The following is a 21,629-nucleotide window of genomic DNA, read 5'->3' as shown; positions in this document are numbered from 1 at the left end:
GCTGGTGGGTGACGGGGGTGCGGTGGCTGGCGCGAGAACGACCGGAACCCCGCCGCAGGCCACTTTCGGCTATGACAGGACGGTGCTCGCGGTAGCCCGCACGGTCACTTCGGCGGCGCGCCTGCTCGAAGTGCTGCCGCTGATCGAACAGCACCACCGCGTGCAGGCGCACTACACGATCGTGCCGGGCTCCAAGTTCGCCGACAACGCCGAGAGCCTGCTGCGCCAAGCACAGGCGAAAGTCGTTCCGTGGAAGCAAGCCATCAGGACGCGCTACAGCCTCGCCGTCTCGGCGAGCGCGAACGGGCCGCTGCACCTCCTGCGCGCGCCGCTGCTGCTCATCCCGCACGGAGCCGGGCACAACAAGGTGCTGGCCTCGGGAGCCCTCTCCGGCCTCGCACGGGAACAGTTGCTGCACAAAGGAAAAGTCACGCCGAGCGCGATCGCGCTGACCCATGAGGACCAGCTCGACACGTTGGCGCGCACCTGCCCGGAGGCGCTGGACCGCGCGGTGGTCGTCGGCGATCCGTGCCACGACCGGATGCGCGAGAGCGTCTGGGCGCGGTGGCGCTACCGCGAATCCCTCGGAGCGGGCGGGCGACAGATCGTTCTGGTCAGCTCGACCTGGGGCAAGAAGTCGTTGCTGGGCAGGCCGTTGACGGAGCTGCTGGACCGGCTCGACAGGGAACTGCCCGTCGACGAGTACCTGGTGATCATGGCTCTGCACCCCAACATCTGGGACTTCCACAGCGGACGTCAGCTCGGGAAGTGGGCGCCGACGGCCGCGCTCCTGCCGCCGCACGAGGCCTGGCAGGCCGCCGTGATCGCCGCCGACGTGGTGATCGGCGACCACGGCTCGCTGGGGCTCTACGCGACCGCGATGGGTGTTCCTGTCCTGCTCGGCGCCTTCGCCGACGAAGAGATCGCCGCGGGCACGCCGATGGCCGAGCTGGGCGAGCTGGCACCTCGGCTGGACGGTCGGCCGCTGCGCGCCCAGCTGGCGGATCTCGTTGCCTGGGAAGGGATCGCGCGGCGCACGTTCGACCAGAGCGGCGTGGCGGCGAGCAGGCTCCGCGACCTCATGTGCCGTCTGTTGGACGTGGAGCCGACCGGACCGGCCGAGCTGCCCCCGCTCGCCCCACCGGTGATCGACGGCGCGCGGCCGTCCTCGTACTTCGTGGCGTCGCGGTGCTCGGACGACAACGTCGTTGAGCTGGAACGCTTTCTCAACGATCCGGTCTCCGACTTGCCACAGCGCCACATCGCCGCGACGCCGGACGCGGGATCACGAAGTCTCCAAGGAGCCGGCGTGCTGCTGCTCCCGGACGGCGCTGACGCCGAGAGGTGGCTGGCGGCAAGGCCTGTGTGCCAGACCGCGGGCGTGATCACCGATCCCCGGTCGTGCGTGGTGTGGCTGCGCGACGGGCGGCGGCTCCGGCTGACGGCTTCGGGCGGACCGGTCGAGCTGGTGCCGTCAGCCGTGCACGCCTGGCTGGCGAACGGCCGGGTGGCGGAGGAGCTGAAGCGGGGCCTGGTGGTGCGCGCCGGGAACGCCGAGATCGCGGTGGAGCCCTGGTAGCGTCGGATTCCGATGCGCACCCTCAAGCAGTCCGGCGAGCACGAGCTGGAGATCAAGAAGTCGCGGTTCCTGTGCGCGCTCGCCAGGGTCGCCGACGAGGACGAGGCGCGCGAGGTCATCCGCTCCCGCCGCAAGCTGCACGTCGGCGCCGGGCACCACTGCTCGGCCTACGTGCTGGACGACGCGCAGCGCTCCAGCGACGACGGCGAACCCGCTGGCACGGCGGGCGTTCCGATGCTGGAGGTGCTGCGCAGGCGCGAGCTGACCGGTGTCGTTGCCGTGGTCAGCCGCTACTACGGCGGGGTCAAACTGGGCGCTGGCGGGCTGATCAGGGCTTACGGCGGGGTGGTCGCCGAGGCGGTCGACGTGCTCGGCGTGGTCGAGCGGCGGCCGGTGCTGCTGGTCTCGACGGTCGTGGACTACCTGCGGGCGGGCAAGCTGGAGAACGAGCTGCGGAACTCGCGTTTCCGGCTCTGCGATGTCGAGCACGGCACCGACGTGCGGTTCCGGATCAGCGTCGAGGAGCGGGCGCTGGCGGAGTTCGGCGCGTGGCTCGCGGAGCTGACCGCAGGGCAGGCTGAGTACACAGTGGACGGTTCAGGCCATGTCGAAGTGGATCTGACGAATGGATGAGACCGGCTGACGCACCCCCTTCGCTGTGCCATCTTGGAGACAGCGGTGGCGTACGAGGGAGGCGCGTATGTCCGGCCTGTTCCTGTTCACGTTGCTCTGGGTGCTCATCGCACTGGCCCCCGTGCCCAATCCCCAGGTCCGCCGGACGCTCCTGCTGCTGGTCGTCGGCGTCTCGGTGACCGCGATCGCCTACACCTTCTTCGAGTTCACCGAGGCCGGTGTGCGCCAGCGCGACGACGACACCGACCGCGGCCTGCTCACCACAGCGCTCCTGGTCGCGGGACCAGGAGCGCTGGTGGCGTTGTTACGGCTGGCCACGGCGAACCACGACCGCAGCTGACCGTCCACAGTGGACTAGGTCACGGCTTCTTGATGCGCTCGATCAGGCTGGTCCAGCTGTCCGCGCCGTGACCGGACTCGATCGCGCGGTCGTAGTGCGCCTTCACCGCGCGCGGCAGGCCGGTCTCGATCCCGGCCTCCTCGCTGGCTCCGACGATGTGGTCGGCGGTCGCTCCCATCATGACCACGCTGGCCTGGTCGCCGGGGTGCTCGCCCGAGTCGATCTGCTTGACCGCGTCCCCCAGGTACATCGACATGCTGGCGAAGTTGTCCTCCGCGTAGGGCTGGAAGCTCGCCGCGGACACCCCCGCCGAGTTGAGCAGCGCGGTCGCGTGCAGGAACCCGGACAGCGAGGTGAGGAAGATGTCCAGCTGCGCCTGGTAGTACAGCTGCGCGAGCGCGGGGTCCTCGCCGACGTAGTCCGGCCTGCCGATGACCTTCAGCATCGGCTGCACCCGGTCGAAGGTGGTGCGGGAGCCGCTGTAGAAGACGTAGGCGCCCTCCTCGCCGACGAGCACGGACGGGACCATCACGCCGCCGGTCACCAGCTCGGCGCCGTGCCCGGCGAGCCAGGTCGCGGCCTCGCGGGTCTTGGCGGGCGTGTCGGAGCTGAGGTTGATCACGACCTTTCCGGAGAGCGCGTCCGTCGCCGTGCCGAGGATGTCGTACATGGCCTGGTAGTCGGTGAGGCTCAGGATGATCGCGGTGTTGGCTGCGAGCGCCGCGCCCACGTCCTCCGCCCGGAGCGCGCCCTCGTCGACGAGCGCGTCGGCCCGGCTCGCGGTGCGGTTCCAGACGGTCACGGCGTGCTCGGCGGCGAGCAGCTTGCGGACCATCGCCTGGCCCATCGGTCCGAGTCCGATCAGGGTCACGCCGATCTTGCTCATGTTGTCCTGCCTGTTCAGAGTGTGTTGTCGAGGTCGAGTCCGACTCTGCACGGGGCCGCGCACGAACCACGCACGGAACTCTGTCGGTGGCTCGGGCTACTTTCGTGACGTGCGATTCGGACTGCTGGGGCCGCTGGCCGCGTGGACCTCCGACGGACACCCCGTGCGGGTGCCCGAGCCGAAGGTGCGCGCGTTGCTGGCCGCCCTGCTCGCCGCGGAGGGTCAGGTGGTCTCGGCGGACCGCCTCGCCGAGGACCTGTGGGGTGAGAAGCAGCCCGGCAACCCGATGAACACGTTGCAGACCAAGGTTTCCCAGCTCCGCAGAGCGCTCGGCCGCGATGTCGTGGAGCGCGAGGCGGCGGGCTATCGCGTCCGGCCCGAGTCCACCGACGTCGCGGAGTTCCGGTCGCTGACGGCGCGTTCCAGGGCATCTGGGGATTCGCGGGAGCGCGCGGAGTTGTTCGCGTCGGCGCTGGCGCTCTGGCGCGGTCCGGCACTGGCCGACTTCGCCGACGAGCCGTTCGCGCAGTCCCTCGTCCTGCGACTGGAGGAAGAACGCCTTGCGGCGCAGGAGGACTGGGCCGACGCGCGACTGGCGCTCGGCGAGCACGGCGCGGTCATCGGCGAGCTGAGTGAGCTGCTCGCGCGGTATCCGCTCCGGGAACGGTTGCGGTCGCTGCACATCCGCGCGCTCTACCGCGCCGGCAGGCAGAGCGAGGCGCTGGCGAGCTACGCGGAGGTGCGCGACCAGCTCGCCGAGGAGTTGGGGCTCGATCCGGGTCCGGAGCTGACCGCGCTGCACCAAGCCGTGTTGGAGCAGGCCCTGGACCCGGCTCCGCCGAAGGGCAACCTGCCCGCGGCGGTCGGCGAGCTGATCGGTCGGGACGGCGCCGTGCGCGCGGTGCGGTCCCGGCTCGGCGAGTCGCGGTTGGTGACGCTCACCGGGCCTGGCGGGGTCGGCAAGACGCGCCTCGCGGTGGAGGTCGCGCGCCGGCTCAGCTTCGCCGACGGCGTGTGGCTGCTGGAGTTCGCCGGTACGAAGCAGCAGGGCGCCGAGTGGGTGATCGCCGCGATCGCGGCAACGCTCGGCGTGCGCGAGGAACCCGGGCCGCGCCCCGACCTCTCGGAGTGGCTGGCCGAGGCTTTGCGGCACAAGGAAATGCTGCTCGTCGCCGACAACTGCGAGCACTTGGTGGAGGAGATCGCCACGGTCCTCTCGCGGGTGCTGCGCGGCGCTCCGGGTGTTCGCGTGCTCGCGACCAGCCAGGAGCCGCTCGGCCTGACCGGCGAGGCGCTGTGGCCCGTCCCGCCGCTGGAGGTGCCCGGCCGTTCCAGCGATGTCCTGTCCGCGAGGGAGTTCAGCGCGATCCGGCTCTTCGAGACCCGCGCGGGCATCACCGTCGACGAGGACACGGCGCCGGTGGTCGCTGAGATCTGCCGCAGGCTCGACGGCATCCCGCTGGCGTTGGAGCTGGCCGCGAGCAAGGTCCGGCTGTTGGGCGTGCACCAGCTGCTCAACCGGCTCGGCGACCGGTTCCGCCTGCTCGCCGGGGGCCCGAGGGACGCGCCCGCCCGGCAGCGCACGCTGCGCGCGATGATCGACTGGAGTTGGGAGCTGCTCAGCGATCCCGAGCGGACCCTGTTGCGGCGCTTGGCCATCCACGCCGAGAGCTGCTCGCTGGAGGCGGCCGAGGCCGTGTCTGGCGGAGCTGACGTGCTGGAGCTGCTGTCCGGCTTGGTGGACCGCTCCCTGGTGGTCGCGGAGATCCGCAACGGCGAGCCCCGCTACCGGTTGCTCGAATCCGTTGCGGCGTACAGCTTGGAGCGCGTCCACGAGGCTGGCGAGCTCGAAGAGCTACGGCTGCGCCACGCCCGCTTCTACGTGGACCTCGCCGAGCGCGCCGCACCGCTGCTGCACGGGGGCTCTCAGCGGCTGTGGCTCGAACGGCTCGACGCGGAGACTCCGAACCTGCGCGCGGCCTTGGAGGCTGCCGATCCAGGTCTCGCGCAACGCCTGGTCACCGCGCTGGCGTGGTACTGGTTCCTCCGAGGACGACTCGGCGAAGCCAGCAGATCGCTGCTCTTGGTCGCCGACGAATCGGCCACCGCGCGCGCATGGCTGACCGGCATCGCTGTGTTGCAAGGACAGCGCACGGACGTCTTCGACGTGGCGGAGGACCTGGAAGACACGCGGGCGCTGTGGTTCCTCGGCTACTGCGTGTCCACCGTCGGCGACATGCAGACCGGTGAACAGCTGACCCTGTTGGCGCTCAAGCGCTTCGAGGACTCCGCCGACCCGTGGGGCATCGCCGCCGCCACCAGCGACCGGGTCAGCCAGGTCATGCACAAGGGCGACTTCGCCGAAGCCAAGGAGCTGGCCAACCGCAGCGCCACCATGTTCGCCGCGCTCGGCGACCGCTGGGGCCAGCTCCAGGCGTCGTTCACCCTCGGCGCCCTCGCCGAGATCGCCGGCGACTACGACCGCGCCGCCGCCCTGCACCGCGAGGCCCTGCGCAGGGCCGAGGAGCTGTGCCTGTGGCCCGAAGCCTCCTACCAACTGTCCTGGCTCGGCCGGATCGCGTTGCTCACCAAGGACTTCGACCGCGCGCGGGAGTTCCACGAACGCGCGCGCCGACTGGGCGTCGAGCAGAACTTCCCGCCTGCGGAGATGTACGCGATCACCGGCTTGGCGCTGGGGGCACGGCGCGAGGGGAAGTTCGAGGAGGCCGAGGGGCACCTTCGGTATTTGCTGGAATGGCATCCGAGCGCGTTGGTTTTCGCCGAGCTGGGGTTCGTCGCGGAGCAGCGCGGGGATGTTCTTTCGGCGCGGCGGTATCACGAGGAGGGGTTGGGGTTGGCTCGGGAGACTGGAGATCCTCGGGCTGTCGCTTTGGCTTTGGAAGGGCTGGCCGGGGTAGCGGCTCTGGCCGGGGAGGTTGAGCGGGCGCGGGTGTTGTTGGGGGCGGCCGATGCTGCTCGGAGGTCAGTGGGGATGCCGTTGCCGGTGGCGGAACGGGGGGATGTTGATCGGGTTCTTGTGGCTGTCGGGGATGTGCGGGAGTTTTCTTGGGGGGCGGATTCTTTGGCGGTTTTGGGGTTTTAGGCTTTGTCGGGGACGGCTGGGGTTCCTGCTGGATTTCCTGGTCGGGGACGGCTGGGCTTCCGGGTCGGGGACGGCTGGGCTTCCAGCCCGCGTCGGTTCCAGCGTGGGGGTCGGCTTGACCTGGGGCCCCTTGCGCGTGCCGTGGTAGGCCGGGCGGGCACGGGATGGATCCCGGCCCCGCTGGGAAGCGTATGGCACGCGCACCCCAGGTAAAGCCGACCCAGTTTTGTTGTGCGACTTACGTTCCAGCGTGGGGCTTTTTGGCGTTGTCGACGCCTGGCAATTCATCCTTTAGGGCCATGATCGTCTATTTTATTCACGTAGAATAGGAGTATGGACCCTGACGCCGTCCTTAAGGCGGCCTTCACGGGCATGGGTAAAGCCGTAGCTGAGTTTTCGGTGACCCTGCTCAACTATGTATCCGATCTTGAACCTCGTGATCGGGAATTCTCTGAAGAGCTGTTGATGCGTGAACTGCGCGTATCACGGGTGAAAGCGGGTTGGTTGATCGACCGTGCCACCGACCTCACCTCCCGCCCAGGAGTGTTGAAGGCGATGGTCGAAGGCCGAGTCGATGAGGGCAAAGCGCTCATGATCATCGACCTGCTCCGGGTTCTCTCGGTCGCGCACGCTGCGGTCGCTGAGGAAGCTCTGTTGGCGCATGCGGAGAAGAACTCCTACTCCACCACCCGTCAGTACGCGGTCCGGTTCATCCACCGACTTGATCCGAAGGCCGCTGAGCGTCGGTTCACGGAGAAGCGCAAGCAGCGGATGGTGGAGAAGATCAACCTCGACGACGGCATGGCTCTGATCCGGTTGATGATGACCGCCCATGACGCGGCGATGGTGTACGACCACGTGAACCGCATCGCCCGTTCCCTGCCGAAGGATGACCGGACCCTGGACCAGAAGCGCTCCGACGTCGCCCGCGATCTGTTGCTGGGCCATGACACCCCCGCACCGCAAGGCCAGACGATGGTCTACCTGACCATGCCGATCACCTCAGCCTTCGGCATGACCAACGACCCCGCCATCCTCGGCGGCTACGGCCCCATCCCCGCCCGCATCGGCCGGGACATCGCCGCAGGCGGCATCTGGAAACGCATCCTCACCGACCCCATGACCGGGATGGCTGAAGAGATCAGCCATGTCTACCGGCCGTCCCCGAAACAACGGGAACTCATCGCCGCCCGGTACCCGACCTGCATGGCCATCGGATGCAACCAACCCGCACACCGCTGCGACCTCGACCACTGCTGCCCGTTCGACGGAACCAACACCACACTCAACAACCTGCGGCCGAAGTGCCGCAGGCATCACCGGATGAAGACCCACTCCAACTGGAAATGCGAGAACCAACCCGACGGGACACACACCTGGACCACACCCAACGGCAAGACCGAAGACGTGCACCCGGAACCCATCGCCGAACCGGCGCCGTTCTAGGACTCGTCCAGGCGGGAGCGGAGGGAAGCGACGTCGGGGTGCTTCGACGCCTCGTACACCTCAAGCAGGCGCTCCAAGTGGGCGCGAACCGAAGCGGTGTCACCACGGGACTCGGCGAGGGCGATCAAGCGGACGAGGACACCGGCCTCGTACTTGAGCATGCCGCGCGAGCGGTAGATCTCCACGGCCTTGAGGAGCCACGGGCGCGGGTCACCGTCCACTTCGGACAGTGACTCCATGACGCGGGCCTCGGTCCTGGGATCACCTTCGCCCTGGCGGGCCAGCGGGAGCGCGGCGCGCAGGAGGTGGGACGCCTCCTCGGTGCGACCGTCGAGAGCGGCCAGGCGGCCCAGGTAGTGGGTGGCGATGGCCTGGGGAGCGGGGCCGATGCCCTTGGCGATGTCGAGGAAGCGCTCGTACGCGTGCTGCGACGCCTCGTACTCGCCGCGCTCGAACAGGACCCGGCCGGTCAGCTCCCACACCGAACCCTGGAGGCGCTCGTTGGTCGAAGTCTCCGCCAGCGCGCGGGCCTCCTCGATGCGCGCGAGGGCGGCGTCGTGATCACCGTGGTCCAGGTCGAACCGCGCACGCTGACTGAGCATCCTTGCCTCTGCTTCCCTGTCGCCCCGACGCCGTGCCGCCTCAAGGCCGAGCGCGTCCAGCTCCTCCCACACCACCTGGTGCGGCCGGTTCATGTGCAGCGCGAACATCGACTCGGCGATGGCCACCACCGGCTCGAACCAGCCGTGCCGCAACGCGACGGCGGCGATGCCGACCAGCGTGGTGCGCTCGGACTCCAGCCAGTCCAGCCCGGCAACGGCACTCCGGAAGGGATTGGTCCCGGTGACCTCGGTGAGCCGGAGGCGGTCCTTGCCCGCGCGGTCGGCGAACTGGGCACGGCTGGCGAAGAACCGGGCGAGGCGGTGCGTCGCGGCGTCGCGGTCGGCCTGGCTGAGGTTGGCGCTGACGCGGGAAGCGTGTTCGCGCACGGGGCCCAGGAACCGGTAGCGGCCGGTGTGATCCTCGATGACGAGGCTCGCCTCGACCTGCTCGTCGAGCGGGTCGGCGGCGGACGCGCCGAGGAGAGCTTGGGCGGAGTCCTCGGTCCACGCGGAGCCGGGGTGCAGCGGGAGCAGTTCGTACAGGCGCCGCGCCTCGCCGCTGAGCTGGGAGTAAGGCACATCGAAGAGATCCACGAAGAGCTTCCCCCCGTCGAGCGCGCGCACGAGGCGGGCGATCTCGTGCGCGGGATGCTTGCGCAGCCTGGCACCCATGGTGCGCAACAGCAACGGGAGGCGCCCGCACCTCGCGATCAGCTCGGCGACGGCGTCGGGTTCGCTGTCCAGCCGCTCCTGCGGGCAGAACCAGGCCAGCAGCCGCAGCGCGTGCTCGGGGCTCAACGCGGTGAGCGACAAGCTCTCCGCGCCTCGGCTGAGCACGTGGTCGAGCTGCCAGTGGCTCGCGACGAGCACCGCGCTCCGCGCCGAACCGGGGATGAGCGAGGAGATGTCGTCGTGCAGCTTGACGTTGTCCAGCACCAACAGGACGCGCTGGTGCGCACCGCCCTTGCGGTACTGGTCCCTGCGGGCGGGCAAGCTCGGCGCCACCCACTCCCGCCCGATCCCGAGCTGGACGAGGAGATCACCGAGGACGCTCCCGTAGTCGACCACCTCGTCGTGGCGGTAGTCGTCGAAGTCCGCGAACAGCACGGCATCGACGTCGGCCTCGGTGGCGCACTCCACGAGCAGCGCGGTCTTGCCGCAGCCCTGCGGGCCAGACACCAGCGCGACGAACGGCGCGTCCTCGCGCGGAGCCTGCAGGTGAGACCGGAACCAGGCGCGCTCGGCCTCGCGGTTCACGAAGCCTGGTTGCCGGGGTGGCAACCCCCAGGCGGCGGGAAGCGGTGTTCCGGACATCTCGACACTCTCCCCACTCCGACGCGGTCGAAGATGATCATTTCACGGTCCGCAACGTGCAGCAGCCACCTTGGGCGAATGCCAAGGTGCTAGTCGGGCAGCCAGCGCAGCGCCAACCACAGCTCAGCCCGCGTGTCGGGGTCCGCGAGATCCCGGCCGAGCAGCTCCCCGATTCGGGTGACGCGGTGCCGGACGGTGTTGCGGTGCACGCCCAGCGCGTCAGCGGCCGCGTCCCAGCCGCCGTGGTGCGCGAGCCACGCGTGCAGCGTGTCACGCAGCCCGGCCTCCACCACGGGCGACAGACTCCGCACCGCGAACGACCGCGCGTCCACAGAGGACACGAGCGAGTCCACAGTGGAATCGTCGATCCGCGAGCGGCATTCGACCACCGCTTCGGCGAGCAGCCGCTCGGCCCGCACAGCAGCGGAACGCAGTTCTCCCAGTGGAACCGGGCCGCTCGCGCCGACGAGCCAGCCCTTCGGCTCGAACGGCCGATCTTCCGGCAGCACAACAAGGATCCCGCCCGCGTCAGCGGGAGCGAGCAGCGGTGTGTCGAACGCCGTCGCGGACTTGTGCAGACGACGCGCGCGAACGACCCGCCACTGCGTGCCCGTCGGCGCGTCCAGGACTTTTTCCAGCAGCGAAGCCGAATCCACGCCGTCGACCGCCAAGCCGAGCAGACCAGCGGTGAGCTCCGGCGACGACCGGTTGGAAGCGATCAGCAGCGAGAGCAGCGCGACACCCACGCTGAGCACCGCGCGGTCGGCCGCTTGGAAGGAATCTCCTGCCACCAGAACGGATCGCGGCCCGGACCCGGCTCCGCGCAGCGCGTGCGCGACGAGCTGGCGCGAGCCGTGGTGAGCCGTCGCCGCCAACGGCCCCTTCGGCGCGCGAACGCGATCCGCCAGGCGAAGTTCGTCATCCGACGGCGCATCCCCGCCGCTCGCGACGCGGCGCCCCAACGGATCGAACAGCACCGCCCAGCCCTTGAGGAGACGCGCGAGGCGGCGCACCACCGCCGTCGGCCCTTCGCTCGCCGCCGCTGTGGTCAGCGCGGCTTGGGCCGTGGACAGCTTCCGCACGCCCTCGCGCTCCACCTCCGCGAGCATCAGCGACACCTCCTGGCCGATGCGCAGGAACGTCACGTCGATGGACACCAGCAGCAACGGCAACCCGTGGCGCTCGCACGCGGAGATCAGCAACGGTGGCACCGTGTCGTGCACCGGCGTCACCCCGAAGCCCAGCGCCGCCGCGCCCGCCTCAGCCAACCGCCGCACGTAGACGTCGATTTCCTGTGCCGTGGAAGGGAAATCCACGCCCGCCGTGAAGAGCAGCTCGTTGCCGACGAGGTAGCGCCCCGGATCGCGCAGCTCGCTGACGTGCACCCAGCGCACCCGCCGCCCCTCGATCGGCCCCACCAGCACCGACAGCCCGAGATCCGCGCGCCCCACCAGATCGCCGAGCGCCACCGTCGGCATCTCCCCCGCCGCCCCGGTGGGTTCCCCAGTCTTCAAGACCACCCAACCCCCCTCCCCGAGGTATCCAACAGCGGCAAACCCTCAGCCCCCCTCGAAGTAGGACGCGGTTGACGATGATCGAAAGCGGGGTTCGTGGGTCTTGAAGACACCCCAACCTCGGCCGCCACCATGCAGAGGACCGACCACCACCACCGACGTCGACCTCCTCCGACGACAAACCCCGAGGCGTCGGTTCTTGCCGACCCAATGTGGCGTTGGGTACGTCTCGCGAAACAAATGCCACATTGGGTACAACCCCGGTGTACGAAACATCCTAGATGCGGGCCACGGTTGTGCGAAGTGTCCACTTCGCGGAGGACGGGTGGTTGCCTACGGTCGGCGCATCCCGAAGGCAACGGCCCCGGCGGGCACTGGAGGCAGCATGCCGATCGACTCCCTGGTGATGGTGGCCTACCTGCTCGCGATGGTCGGGGTGGGCTGGTGGGCGGCCAGGCGCGCGGGCACGAAGAGCGAGTTCCTGGTGGCGGGGCGCAGGCTCGGCGGCCCGATGTACTCGGGGACGATGTCGGCGGTGGTGCTGGGCGGCGCGTCCACGGTGGGCGGGGTGCGGCTCGGCTACCTGTACGGGATCTCCGGCGCCTGGTTGGTGCTGACGATCGGCCTGGGAGTGCTCGGGCTGAGCCTGCTGTTCGCGCGGCGGATCACCCGACTGAGGGTGTACACGGTCTCGGAGATGCTGCACCTGCGCTACGGCGGCGGCGCGGCGACGATCTCCGGGGTCGTCATGTGGATCTACGCGCTCATGCTCATGGTGACCTCGACGATCGCGTGCTCGACGATCTTCGGGGTGCTCTTCGGCATGGGCCGGGTGTCCTCGGTGGTCCTCGGCGGCGGCATCGTGGTGCTGTACTCGGTGCTCGGCGGGATGTGGTCGATCACGCTCACGGACATGGTGCAGTTCGTGGTGAAGACGGTCGGCATCCTGTTCGTGCTGCTGCCGATCGCGGTGGCGAAGGCGGGCGGCTTCGACGGGCTGGCGAGCGCGCTGCCCGCGGACTACTTCTCGTTGTGGCACATCGGCGCCGAGACGATCCTGACCTACGTCCTTGTCTACTTCTTCGGCCTGCTCATCGGCCAGGACATCTGGCAGCGCGTGTTCACCGCCCGCGACGACAAGGTTGCGCGGGTCGGCGGCACGTTCTCGGGGCTGTACTGCCTGATCTACGCCTTCGCGGGCGCGGTGGTGGGCATGGCGACGAAGGCGCTGTTCCCGAACCTCGCTTCGCCGGACGACGCGTTCGCGACGATCGTCACCGAAGCCCTGCCGACGGGCATGCGCGGCCTCGTGCTCGCGGCAGCCCTCGCGGCCGTCATGTCCACGGCGAGCGGAGCGCTGATCGCGTGCGCGACCGTTGCCAGCAACGACATCTGGCCACGACTGCGCCGATCGCAGAGCCAGGACGAGGTCCGCACGGCGCGGATCTTCACGCTGGTACTCGGCATAGCGGGGATCGCGATCGCCTCGATGCTCCAGGACGTCGTCGGCGCGCTGACCGTGGCCTACAACCTGCTCGTCGGCGGTCTGCTGGTGCCGATCCTCGGCGGGCTCATCTGGCGGCGCGGCACCCGGCAGGGCGCGCTCGCGTCGATCGTGGTCGGCGGGATCACGGTGGTGGTGCTGATGTTCACCCACGGCATGCTGGCCAACGAACCGATCCTGTGGGGTCTGCCGCTCAGCCTGGTGACCTACGTGGCGGTGAGCCTGGCCAGCCCGCCGACCGACGCCGAGAAGCTCGCGCAGTGGCAGGCCCGCCTGACAGGAGAACCCCGATGATCCCCCGCATCAGCAGCAAGGTCGCCTCGTTCACCGAGTCGGTGATCAGGGAGATGACGCGGGAGGCGGACGCGCACGGCGCGGTGAACCTCTCGCAGGGGCTGCCGGACTTCCCGTGCCCGCCGGAGCTCAAGCGCGCGGTGGCCGACGCGGTGAACGCCGACCTCAACCAGTACCCGACGACCTTCGGCGAAGCCGCGCTGCGCGAGGCGATCGCGGTCAAGACCGAGGCGGCCTACCCGGGCTGGAAGGTCGACGCGGAGACCGAGCTGTGCGTGACCTGCGGAGCCACCGAGGCGATGGTGGCGACCATGCTCGCCCTGCTCGAACCGGGCGACGAAGTGATCATGTTCGAGCCGCGCTACGAGAACTACGGGCCGGACGCGATCTTCGCGGGCGCCAAGCCGGTGTTCGTGCCGTTGCACCGTCCTGAGTGGACGATCGACGAGGCCGAGCTGCGCGCCGCGTTCACCGACCGCACGAGGGCGATCGTGGTCAACACCCCGCACAACCCCACCGGCAAGGTCTTCTCCGCCGAAGAGCTGGCGCTGATCGCCGAGCTGTGCCAGCGCCACGACGTGCTGTGCTTCACCGACGAGATCTACGAGCACATCCACTTCCTCGGCGAGGGCGGCCACATCCCGCCCGCGACCGTGCCGGGGCTGGAGGACCGCACGGTCACGATCAACAGCCTGTCCAAGACCTACGCGGTCACCGGCTGGCGGGTCGGCTGGACGATCGCGCCCGCGTGGGCCACCAAGGCGATCCGGACCGTGCACGACTTCCTCACCGTGGGCGCGCCGACGCCGTTGCAGGCGGCCGGGGTGACCGCGATGCAGCTGCCGCGCGGCTACTACACCGAGCTGGCCGAGCACTACCGGCGGCTGCGCGACCTGCTCTGCCCGGCGCTGGCCGACATCGGTTTCGAGTTGCGCGTGCCCGACGGGGCGTACTACGTGCTGTGCGGCACCGGGAAGTTCGACCCGGCGAAGGACGATGTGGCGTTCGCCCGAAAGTTGATCACCGAGATCGGCGTGGCGACGGTGCCCGGCTCCTCCTTCTACGCCGAGCCCGCCAAGGGCGGTGACCTGGTCCGCTTCGCCTTCCCGAAGCGCGAGGAGACGCTGCGCGCGGCGATCGAGCGCTTGGGCACGCTTGGGTAAAGATCATCATGTCGCGCCGCGCGAGCGGTTTCCCCCTGGTACTACGGAAAAAGATCATCGTAGAGACGGGGGTCGGCGTGACTGGTACCAGTGTTTCCCGGACCGAGGGCCCCGGTCGGTGGCTTGCCAAAGTGGCCACCGAAGTGCTTTCCCCCTACACCGTGCTGATCGCGATGCCGTTCGTGGTCGGCGCGGCCACCCAGGAACGACAGGCGGAAGCGCTGTGGTGGGCGGCGGCGCTGGCGGTGTTCTCCAGCTTCATCCCGTGGGTGCTGATCATGGGTGGAGCGCTGCGCGGGCGCTGGGAGGGCCACCACGTGCGCAACCGCGAGGGCCGCAGGACGCCGCTGATCATCTGCGGGAGCTCGGTGATCGCGGTGACGGTGCTGATGGCCGTCTTCGACGCGCCGTCGAGCATGCAGGCACTCGGCGTGGCCGAGCTGGTTTTACTGGCCGTGACGGTGGGCGTGACCTTCGGGTTCAAGTGGAAGATCAGCATCCACGCGGCGGTCGCCTCGGCCGCGGCGCTGGTCACGGCGGTGCTCTACGGGCTCGCGTGGCACTGGTTGTGGCTGCTGGTGCTGCTCGTCGGCTGGTCTCGGGTGCGGGTCAACGACCACGACCTGCCCCAGGTCATCGGGGGAACGCTGCTCGGTCTCGTCGGTGGCGCGCTCTTCGTCGGGATCGCCTAAGTAAGCTCTGCGCGTGCGGAGCTACCGGCAGTACTGCGGACTCGCCGCCGCCCTGGACGTGGTCGGCGAGCGGTGGACGCTGTTGGTCGTGCGGGAGCTGCTCATCGGCCCCCGCCGCTACGGCGAGCTGCTCGCCGACCTGCCCGGCATCGGCACCAACCTGCTGGCTGAGCGGCTGAAGTCGTTGTCGCACTTGGGGATCGTGGCCAAGGACGACCAGCTCTACCGGCTGACCGAGCGCGGCAGGGGGCTCGGCGCCGCCGTGGGCTCGCTGACGCGGTGGGGGCTCGCCGAGCTGGAGGAGCCCGAGTCGGGCACGGCCTGCCGCGCGCACTGGGGCCTGGGCGGTCTGCGCTCCATGGCCAACGCGGCGCGCGTGCCGGGGCTTGAGGAGAGCTATGAGTTCCACGTCGACGACGAGGTGTTCCACCTGCGCGTCTCCGACGGCTCGGCGAACGTCGGGCGCGGACCCGCCGATCAGCCCGCGATGATCATGACAACCGACTCGAAGACCTTCGTGCGCTTGGGATCGGGCGACTACTCCACGCGCGCCGCCCAGTCCGAGGGCAGGCTGACGATCACCGGAGATCCCCAGGCCGCGCGGCGCTGCGCCCTGGTGCTCGGGCTGGGCGGCGAATCGTGATCGCCCCGGGTTTCCAGCCGCTGCGCGAGGCCTTCGACGACCTGCTCCGAGCACGGCCCGGGTGGAGCGGAGCGCTGGCCGCCCACCACCGCGGCACGCTCGTCGCGCACCTGCACGGCGGCCCGGACTACCGCTCGGACAGCGTGCAGCTGATCTGGTCCTCCTCCAAGGGGGTCGCCGCGCTCGCGCTCGCCGCGCTGATCGAGGACGGCAGGCTCGACCCGGACGCGCCCGTCGCGGAGTACTGGCCGGAGTTCGCCGAGGGCGGCAAGTCCGGCGTCACCGTGCGCCTTCTGCTCTCCCACCAGGCCGGACTGTCCTCAGTGGACGGTGGCTTCGGAGTGGACGACGTGATCGAGCACGACGGCCTCGCGAAGCGGCTCGCGGCTCAGGAACCGTTGTGGGAGCCCGGAACCGCGCACGGCTACCACGCGCTGACCTTCGGCACGCTCGTCGGCGAGCTGTTCCGGAGGATCACCGGCACCACCGTCGGCTCCCGGCTCGCGACGGAATTCCCCGAGCTGGACGTGTGGTTCGGCCTGCCGGAGTCGGTCGAACCGCGCTTGGTTCCCCTGTTCACCCCCATCGGCTTCGACCCCAAGAGCCCGATCGTGCGCGCGTTGCTGACTCCCGACACGTTGACACGGCGCGCGTACAGCGTGGATTTCGGCGCGCGGGTCGGCAATGAGCGCAGGCTTCGCGCGGGCGAGGTGTTGTCCGTCGGCGGGGTCGCTTCGGCGAAGGGCCTCGCGGGGCTGTACGCGGCGTTCCTGGAGCGGCTCTCTCCGTCGACGCTCGATGTGATCGCGCGCCCGCACGCGTCCGGGCACGATCTGATCCTGTTGCAGGACAACGCTTATGGCCTGGGTTTCCAGGTTGGTGACGGCACGTTCGGGCACGACGGGCTCGGCGGCTCGCTGGCTTTCGCCGATCCGGCCGCCGAGCTGTCGTTCGCGTTCATCACCAACCACATGCCCGTGCGCGGCTTCGCCGACGAGTGCACGGGCCCGCTGGTCGAGGCGCTACGCGGTTGCCTCCCGGAGCCAGACAGCGGTGTCCGGGGCTAGCTCCGCGCCCTCGATCGGCCCGCTCGCGAGCAACACATTTTCATGAACCGGCAAGGGAATCGGCGTGCTCCCGAGGTTGATGACGCAGCAGAAGCCGTCCTCCCGGCGGAACGCGAGCACGTCCGAGCCGAGGTCGATCCACTCCATCCCCCCGTCACCCGGGCGCAACGCCAAGGCTTTCCGATAGAGGTGGAGCATCGAGTCCGGCCGCGCTTCCTGTTCCTCAACGGTGTAGTCCGCCCACTCCGCAGGCACCGGCAACCAGCTCTTCCCGAACGGCGCCGACCACGGGATCGGAATCCGGCAGCCGTCCCTTCCAGGATCAGCACCCTTGGTGCGCGCGAAAACCGGGTCCTGGCGAAGCTCGTCGGGCAGGTCCTCGATCTCCCACAAGCCGAGTTCTTCTCCTTGGTACACATAGACTCCGCCGGGTAGCGCCATCGTCAGCAGTGCCGCCGCACGAGCCCGACGGGTACCGAGTTCGCGATCGACGGGAGTGCCGTGCCTGCGATCAGCGAAGTCGAAACCCGTGTCGCCAGAACGGCCGTAGCGCGTCACGTGCCGGGTCACGTCGTGGTTGGACAGCACCCAGGTCGCAGGCGCACCAACGGGAGCATGAGCGTCCATAGTGGACTGAATCACCGCGCGCAGGCGTTCCGGCTCCCACGGGCAGGCCAGGAAGTCGAAGTTGAACCCCGAGTGCAGCTCGTCGGAACGCAGGTAGAGCGCGAAGCGTTCCGGGTCTGGCAACCACATCTCACCGACGAAGATCCGCTTGTCCGGGTAGGAGTCGGCGATCTTGCGCCACGCGCGGTAGATCTCGTGCACGCCGTCCACGTCGGAGTACGGCAGCCGTTCGGTGGCTCCGCCGACGTCCGGCAGCTCCGGGTCCTTGACCAGGCCGTCCGCGACGTCAATCCGGAAGCCGTCGACGCCCCGGTCGAACCAGAAGCGCAGGACGTCCTCGAACTCCTCGTGCACCTCCGGCTCGGTCCAGTTCAGGTCCGGCTGCTCCGAGGCGTAGAGGTGCAGATACCACTGCCCATCTGGAACGCGAGTCCACGCGGGACCGCCGAAGCGCGACTGCCAGTCGTTCGGCGGCAGGTCACCGCGTCCTTCGCGGAACCAGAACCGCTTGCGCGCTGAGGGGGAACGCAGTGCCTCGGCGAACCAGGGGTGCTGGTCGGAGCAGTGGTTGGGCACGATGTCGATGATGATCCGGATGCCGAGCGCGTGCGCCTCGGCGATCAGTGCCTCGGCATCGGCGAGCGTGCCGAAGGCGGGGTCGATGTCGCGGTAGTCGGCCACGTCGTAGCCGCCGTCGGCCATCGGCGACGGGTACCACGGGCTGAACCAGATCGCATCGATACCCAGTTCCGCCAGGTACGGAAGCCGCGCACGAACTCCGGCCAGATCACCGATCCCGTCCCCGTTCCCGTCCGCGAAGCTGCGCGGGTACACCTGGTAGATGGCCGCTCCGCGCCACCACGTGTCGGTCACAGTCACTCCCCTATCCCTTGATGCTTCCGGCGGTCAGACCGGCGAGGATCTGTCGCTGGAAGACCAGGAAGATCGCCACCATGGGCAGGCTGGCCAGCACGAGCCCGGCCAGCAGCAGGTTCAGCGGCATGTCCGGCTCCACCCGTTGCAGCGCGACGCTGAGCGTCTGCGCCCCGGGGTCCGGGAACACCAGCAGCGGCCAGATGAAGTCCTTCCAGGCGGCCACGATCGCGAAGATCGAGACCACCGCGAGGACCGGTCTCGACATCGGCAGCACGATGCGCGTGAGGACGCGCACGGGCCCGGCTCCGTCGAGCGTCGCGGCCTCGATCAGCTCTCCGGGGATCTGGTCGAAGAACCGCTTGAGCAGGTAGATGTTGAACGCGTTCGCCGCTGCTGGCAACCAGATCGCGGCCGGTGAGTTGATCAGGTTCGCGTGGATGAGCGGAACGTCCACAATGGTCAGATACGTGGGCACGAGCAGCGCGGAGGCCGGCAACATCAAGGTCGCCAGCATCAGGCCCATGATCGCGTTGCCCAGGACCGGCCGCAGCTTCGACAACGCGTAGGCGGCTGGCACGTCGACGGCCAACTGGAAGAACCACGCGCCGCCCGCGACGACCACCGTGTTGAGGAAGTAGCGCGCGAGGTCCATCTCCTGCCACGCCTGCGCGTAGCTCTCCGGGTGCCAGATCTCCGGCACGATCGGCGACGGCACCCGCGCCAGCTCGGGAGCTGACTTCATCGCGCCGGTCACCGCCCAGAAGAGCGGGAACAGGAACGCGGCCGTGAAAACCAGCAGCACCAAGGAGAAAACGGTCCAGTATGCAGCCTTTCCCTTGGGGCTGCGCAACCTCGCCGGAGACACGAGCGTTCTCATGCTCTCCCCTTCGTCAGGCGGACGTAGGTGGCCGAGAAGACGCCGAGCACGACGAACAGCAGCAGGCTCATCGCGCTCGCCGTGCCGAAGTCGTTGTACACAAACGCATACCGGTACAGCAGGAGCAGCACCGTGAGCGTGGAGTCCTCAGGTCCGCCGCCCGTCATCACGTAGGGCTCGGTGAAGACCTGCATCGTGGCGATGACCTGCATCAGCATCAGCACGACCAGCACGAACTTCGTCTGCGGCACCGTGACGTGCCACAGGCGTTTCCACAGGCTCGCGCCGTCGAGCTCCGCCGCCTCGTACAGCTCGCCCGGGATCGTTTGCAACGCGGCGAGGTAGATCAGCGTGGCGCTGCCCATGTTCGCCCACGTCGAGACGATCACCAGCGAGATCATCGCCGTGTCGCCGGAGTCCAACCAGTGCAGCGGCGGCACTCCGACCGCTCGCAGTCCGTCGTTGAACAGGCCGGGTCCTGGGTTGTAGAACCACTTCCACAGCAACGAGGTCACCACCGGCGGCAACATCACCGGCAGGTACACCAGCAGCCTGAAGTAGGCGCGTGCGTGCCGCATCTCGTTGAGCACCACGGCGGTGATGAACGGGACGACGAACCCCAGCAGCAGCGCCAGTGCGGTGAACAGCAGCGTGTTCCGCCACGCGATGCCGAACAGCGGGTCTGCGAACAGGCGCTCGAAGTTCGCGAAGCCCACCCACGTCGGCTCGTTGACGAAGTCCACCTGCTGGAAGCTCAGCAGCACGCCGCGAATGATCGGCCACCACGAGAACAGCGCGAAGCACAGCAGTGCGGCGGAGAGCAGCCCGTACGCCGTCAGGTTCCGCCGCGCCGCCTCACCCAGCCTGGGCGAGAGCACTGTTGACCTTCGTCTCCGCCTCGGCGAGGAGCCGGTCCAGGTCCGCTCCGCGATCGGTCAGCACGGCCTGCATCAGCCCGTCCAGCGCCGCGTAGACCCGCTGCGCGTTCGGCGGCTCGATGCTGCCCTTCACGTTGGCGTCCACAAAGGACTTGTAGTTGCGCACGGGAACGGTGGCGTACTTGGCTTTCAGCGTCTCCTGCTTCTCGCGCACCGCTCCGGCGTAGAGGTCGGAGAACGGCGAGACCGGCAGGCCCACCGGCTGCTTGAGGTCCACGTAGCGCTTGAGGTTGCTCTCGATGCGGTCCGGGTTGAGGTACTTCCAGCGCAACCACACCAGCCCCGCCTTGACCTTCTCCGGGCTGGCCTTCGGGTTGATCATGTAACCCTCGCCGCCGATGAGCGTGCCCCCGCCGCCCGGCATCGGCGCCATCCCGTAGTCCGTGTAGGACCCGCTGAACTGGTTGACCAGCGTGGGAATGTTGTCCGGCGCCGCGAGGTACATGCCGAGCTGGCCCGCGCCCATCATCCGCTGCACGTCACCGACCTCCAGCAACTGCTTGTCGCCCATGCTGTTGTCGGTCCAGCGCATCTCCCTGAGGTGGCGCAGCACCTCGCGGCCCTTCTCGTTGTTGAAGTCGGCCTTCCAGCCGTCGCCGTCCTTGCGCGCCACCTGCCCGCCGACCGAGTACAACCAGCTCGTCAGGTGCCAGCCGCCCTGGTTGTTCTTGCTCAGGTCCGCGAACCCGACCGTGCCGTTGCCCAGCGCACTGATCTTCTTCGCCGCTTCGCGCACCTGCTCCCACGTCGTCGGCGGGCGGTCCGGGTCGAGCCCCGCCTTCGTGAAGAGCGCGCGGTTGTACAGCAGGCCCATCGAGTAGTTCGCCGTCGGCACGCCGTACGCGCGCCCCTTGCCGTCCTTGAACACCTCCAGCAGTCCCGGCTGGATCTCCGGGAGGTCTGTGAGCTGGTCGGTGATGTCCTTGGCCTGGCGGCGCGCGATGATCTGCGCCGGGTCGGTGAAGTAGACGTAGAAGACGTCCTCCAGCTGACCGCTCGCGAGCTTCGCGGAGAACACCTTCGGGTCCATGAACCCCTCGCGGGGCTGGATGTCGATGTCCGGGTGGGCCGCCTCGAACGCGGCCACGTCCTCGTCGAAGATCCGCCGCTCGAACGCCTGCGTCTGCGGCGCCTGCCCGTTCACCGTGATCACGACCTTGCCGCCTTGCGCGGGCGCCGTCGCACCGCAGGCGACAGCGCTCAGGCAGCACAACAGGCCGAGCGTGACGCGCCAACCTCTGGCCATGGGGGAGCCCTCCTCAGCGTCGGTGCTGTGGCGGCGCGGTCCAAGCTGTGGCTCGCCCACCATAGGTTCCCGCACACATCAGCGCAAGATCTCGACATCTCACCGCAATATCCGCACAGCCCCACTCCGCTTTCGCCCTGAATGACTCATTCAGGTACTTGAGCGTGCTGAATGACTCATTCAGTCCGTTCGACCCCACCCCTGACCAGCCGACCCCCGGGGCAAACGAGCGCGGCGCGGGCGCGCGGGCACGGGAGCGGGTGCGGGAGCGGCGCGGGCGCGGGC

At 69.1% G+C, this 21,629-nt stretch carries 17 protein-coding genes; 10 read left to right on the top strand and 7 right to left on the bottom strand.

Features of this window, described 5'->3' with window-relative positions:
• Positions 1-4: 4 nt before the first annotated feature.
• From ABD798_RS00245 to ABD798_RS00235, 3 genes are all read left to right on the top strand, one after another.
• Entirely contained in the window at positions 5-1,579 is a 1,575-nt protein-coding gene (locus ABD798_RS00245) for a hypothetical protein (protein WP_344870341.1), read from the top strand.
• A gap of 12 nt (positions 1,580-1,591) precedes the next feature.
• On the top strand, positions 1,592-2,212 hold the full coding sequence (locus ABD798_RS00240) for a YigZ family protein (RefSeq protein WP_344870340.1): 621 nt from the start codon (positions 1,592-1,594) through the stop codon (positions 2,210-2,212).
• 67 nt (positions 2,213-2,279) lie between these two features.
• Positions 2,280-2,552 (top strand): hypothetical protein, encoded by a 273-nt coding sequence (locus ABD798_RS00235; RefSeq protein ID WP_344870339.1) that lies wholly within the window; start codon positions 2,280-2,282, stop codon positions 2,550-2,552.
• Positions 2,553-2,571: 19 nt separating this feature from the next.
• Here ABD798_RS00235 and ABD798_RS00230 read toward each other — a convergent pair whose 3' ends face one another.
• Positions 2,572-3,438, bottom strand: coding sequence for an NAD(P)-dependent oxidoreductase (locus ABD798_RS00230; RefSeq protein ID WP_344870338.1), 867 nt, complete (start codon positions 3,436-3,438; stop codon positions 2,572-2,574).
• A gap of 109 nt (positions 3,439-3,547) precedes the next feature.
• Between ABD798_RS00230 and ABD798_RS00225 the strand changes: the two genes are divergently transcribed.
• Positions 3,548-6,541, top strand: a complete 2,994-nt coding sequence (locus tag ABD798_RS00225) for an AfsR/SARP family transcriptional regulator (protein WP_344870337.1) — start codon at positions 3,548-3,550, stop codon at positions 6,539-6,541.
• 333 nt (positions 6,542-6,874) lie between these two features.
• Positions 6,875-7,987, top strand: a complete 1,113-nt coding sequence (locus tag ABD798_RS00220; RefSeq protein WP_344870336.1) for an HNH endonuclease signature motif containing protein — start codon at positions 6,875-6,877, stop codon at positions 7,985-7,987.
• Here the strand turns inward: ABD798_RS00220 and ABD798_RS00215 are convergent.
• Both ABD798_RS00215 and ABD798_RS00210 read right to left on the bottom strand, forming a co-directional pair.
• Entirely contained in the window at positions 7,984-9,903 is a 1,920-nt protein-coding gene (locus tag ABD798_RS00215; RefSeq protein ID WP_344870335.1) for an AAA family ATPase, read from the bottom strand. The two genes, ABD798_RS00220 and ABD798_RS00215, sit on opposite strands and share 4 nt — an antisense overlap.
• 89 nt (positions 9,904-9,992) lie before the next feature.
• A complete protein-coding gene (locus ABD798_RS00210) occupies positions 9,993-11,417 on the bottom strand; it encodes a PucR family transcriptional regulator ligand-binding domain-containing protein (protein ID WP_344870334.1) in 1,425 nt (474 codons plus the stop codon).
• A 385-nt stretch (positions 11,418-11,802) separates the two neighbouring features.
• Here ABD798_RS00210 and ABD798_RS00205 point away from each other — a divergent pair, with 385 nt between their 5' ends.
• From ABD798_RS00205 to ABD798_RS00185, 5 genes are all read left to right on the top strand, one after another.
• Complete coding sequence (locus ABD798_RS00205) at positions 11,803-13,215, top strand: sodium:solute symporter family protein (protein ID WP_344870333.1); 1,413 nt, start codon at positions 11,803-11,805, stop codon at positions 13,213-13,215.
• Entirely contained in the window at positions 13,212-14,378 is a 1,167-nt protein-coding gene (locus ABD798_RS00200) for a pyridoxal phosphate-dependent aminotransferase (RefSeq protein WP_344870332.1), read from the top strand. Before ABD798_RS00205 ends, ABD798_RS00200 begins: the two co-directional genes overlap by 4 nt.
• A gap of 131 nt (positions 14,379-14,509) precedes the next feature.
• Entirely contained in the window at positions 14,510-15,070 is a 561-nt protein-coding gene (locus ABD798_RS00195) for a phosphatase PAP2 family protein (RefSeq protein WP_344870331.1), read from the top strand.
• Between the two features lie 13 nt (positions 15,071-15,083).
• Positions 15,084-15,713 carry a winged helix-turn-helix transcriptional regulator gene (locus ABD798_RS00190; protein WP_344870330.1) on the top strand — a complete coding sequence of 210 codons (630 nt, stop codon included), beginning with the start codon at positions 15,084-15,086 and terminating at the stop codon, positions 15,711-15,713.
• Positions 15,710-16,780, top strand: a complete 1,071-nt coding sequence (locus tag ABD798_RS00185; RefSeq protein WP_344870329.1) for a serine hydrolase domain-containing protein — start codon at positions 15,710-15,712, stop codon at positions 16,778-16,780. The genes ABD798_RS00190 and ABD798_RS00185 overlap by 4 nt, the downstream gene beginning before the upstream one ends.
• On the opposite strand, the gene ABD798_RS00180 is transcribed toward ABD798_RS00185, so the two are convergent.
• From ABD798_RS00180 to ABD798_RS00165, 4 genes are read right to left on the bottom strand one after another with little or no spacing between them, the layout of a single operon-like run.
• Positions 16,736-18,286, bottom strand: coding sequence for a glycoside hydrolase family 13 protein (locus tag ABD798_RS00180; RefSeq protein ID WP_425549147.1), 1,551 nt, complete (start codon positions 18,284-18,286; stop codon positions 16,736-16,738). The genes ABD798_RS00185 and ABD798_RS00180 overlap by 45 nt on opposite strands.
• 4 nt (positions 18,287-18,290) lie before the next feature.
• The gene (locus ABD798_RS00175) at positions 18,291-19,160 is read right to left on the bottom strand and encodes a carbohydrate ABC transporter permease (protein ID WP_344870327.1); all 870 of its coding nucleotides are present in this window, start codon (positions 19,158-19,160) and stop codon (positions 18,291-18,293) included.
• Positions 19,157-20,038: a carbohydrate ABC transporter permease gene (locus ABD798_RS00170; protein WP_344870326.1), complete on the bottom strand. Its 882-nt coding sequence runs from the start codon at positions 20,036-20,038 to the stop codon at positions 19,157-19,159. Before ABD798_RS00170 ends, ABD798_RS00175 begins: the two co-directional genes overlap by 4 nt.
• Positions 20,016-21,344: an ABC transporter substrate-binding protein gene (locus tag ABD798_RS00165; protein ID WP_344870325.1), complete on the bottom strand. Its 1,329-nt coding sequence runs from the start codon at positions 21,342-21,344 to the stop codon at positions 20,016-20,018. Before ABD798_RS00165 ends, ABD798_RS00170 begins: the two co-directional genes overlap by 23 nt.
• Between the last annotated feature and the right edge of the window lie 285 nt (positions 21,345-21,629).

The organism is Allokutzneria multivorans (assembly GCF_039537405.1).
Taxonomy (GTDB): domain Bacteria; phylum Actinomycetota; class Actinomycetes; order Mycobacteriales; family Pseudonocardiaceae; genus Allokutzneria; species Allokutzneria multivorans.
The sequence above is the reverse complement of the archived record's forward strand: the minus strand, read 5'-3'. Positions and strand labels throughout refer to the sequence as shown.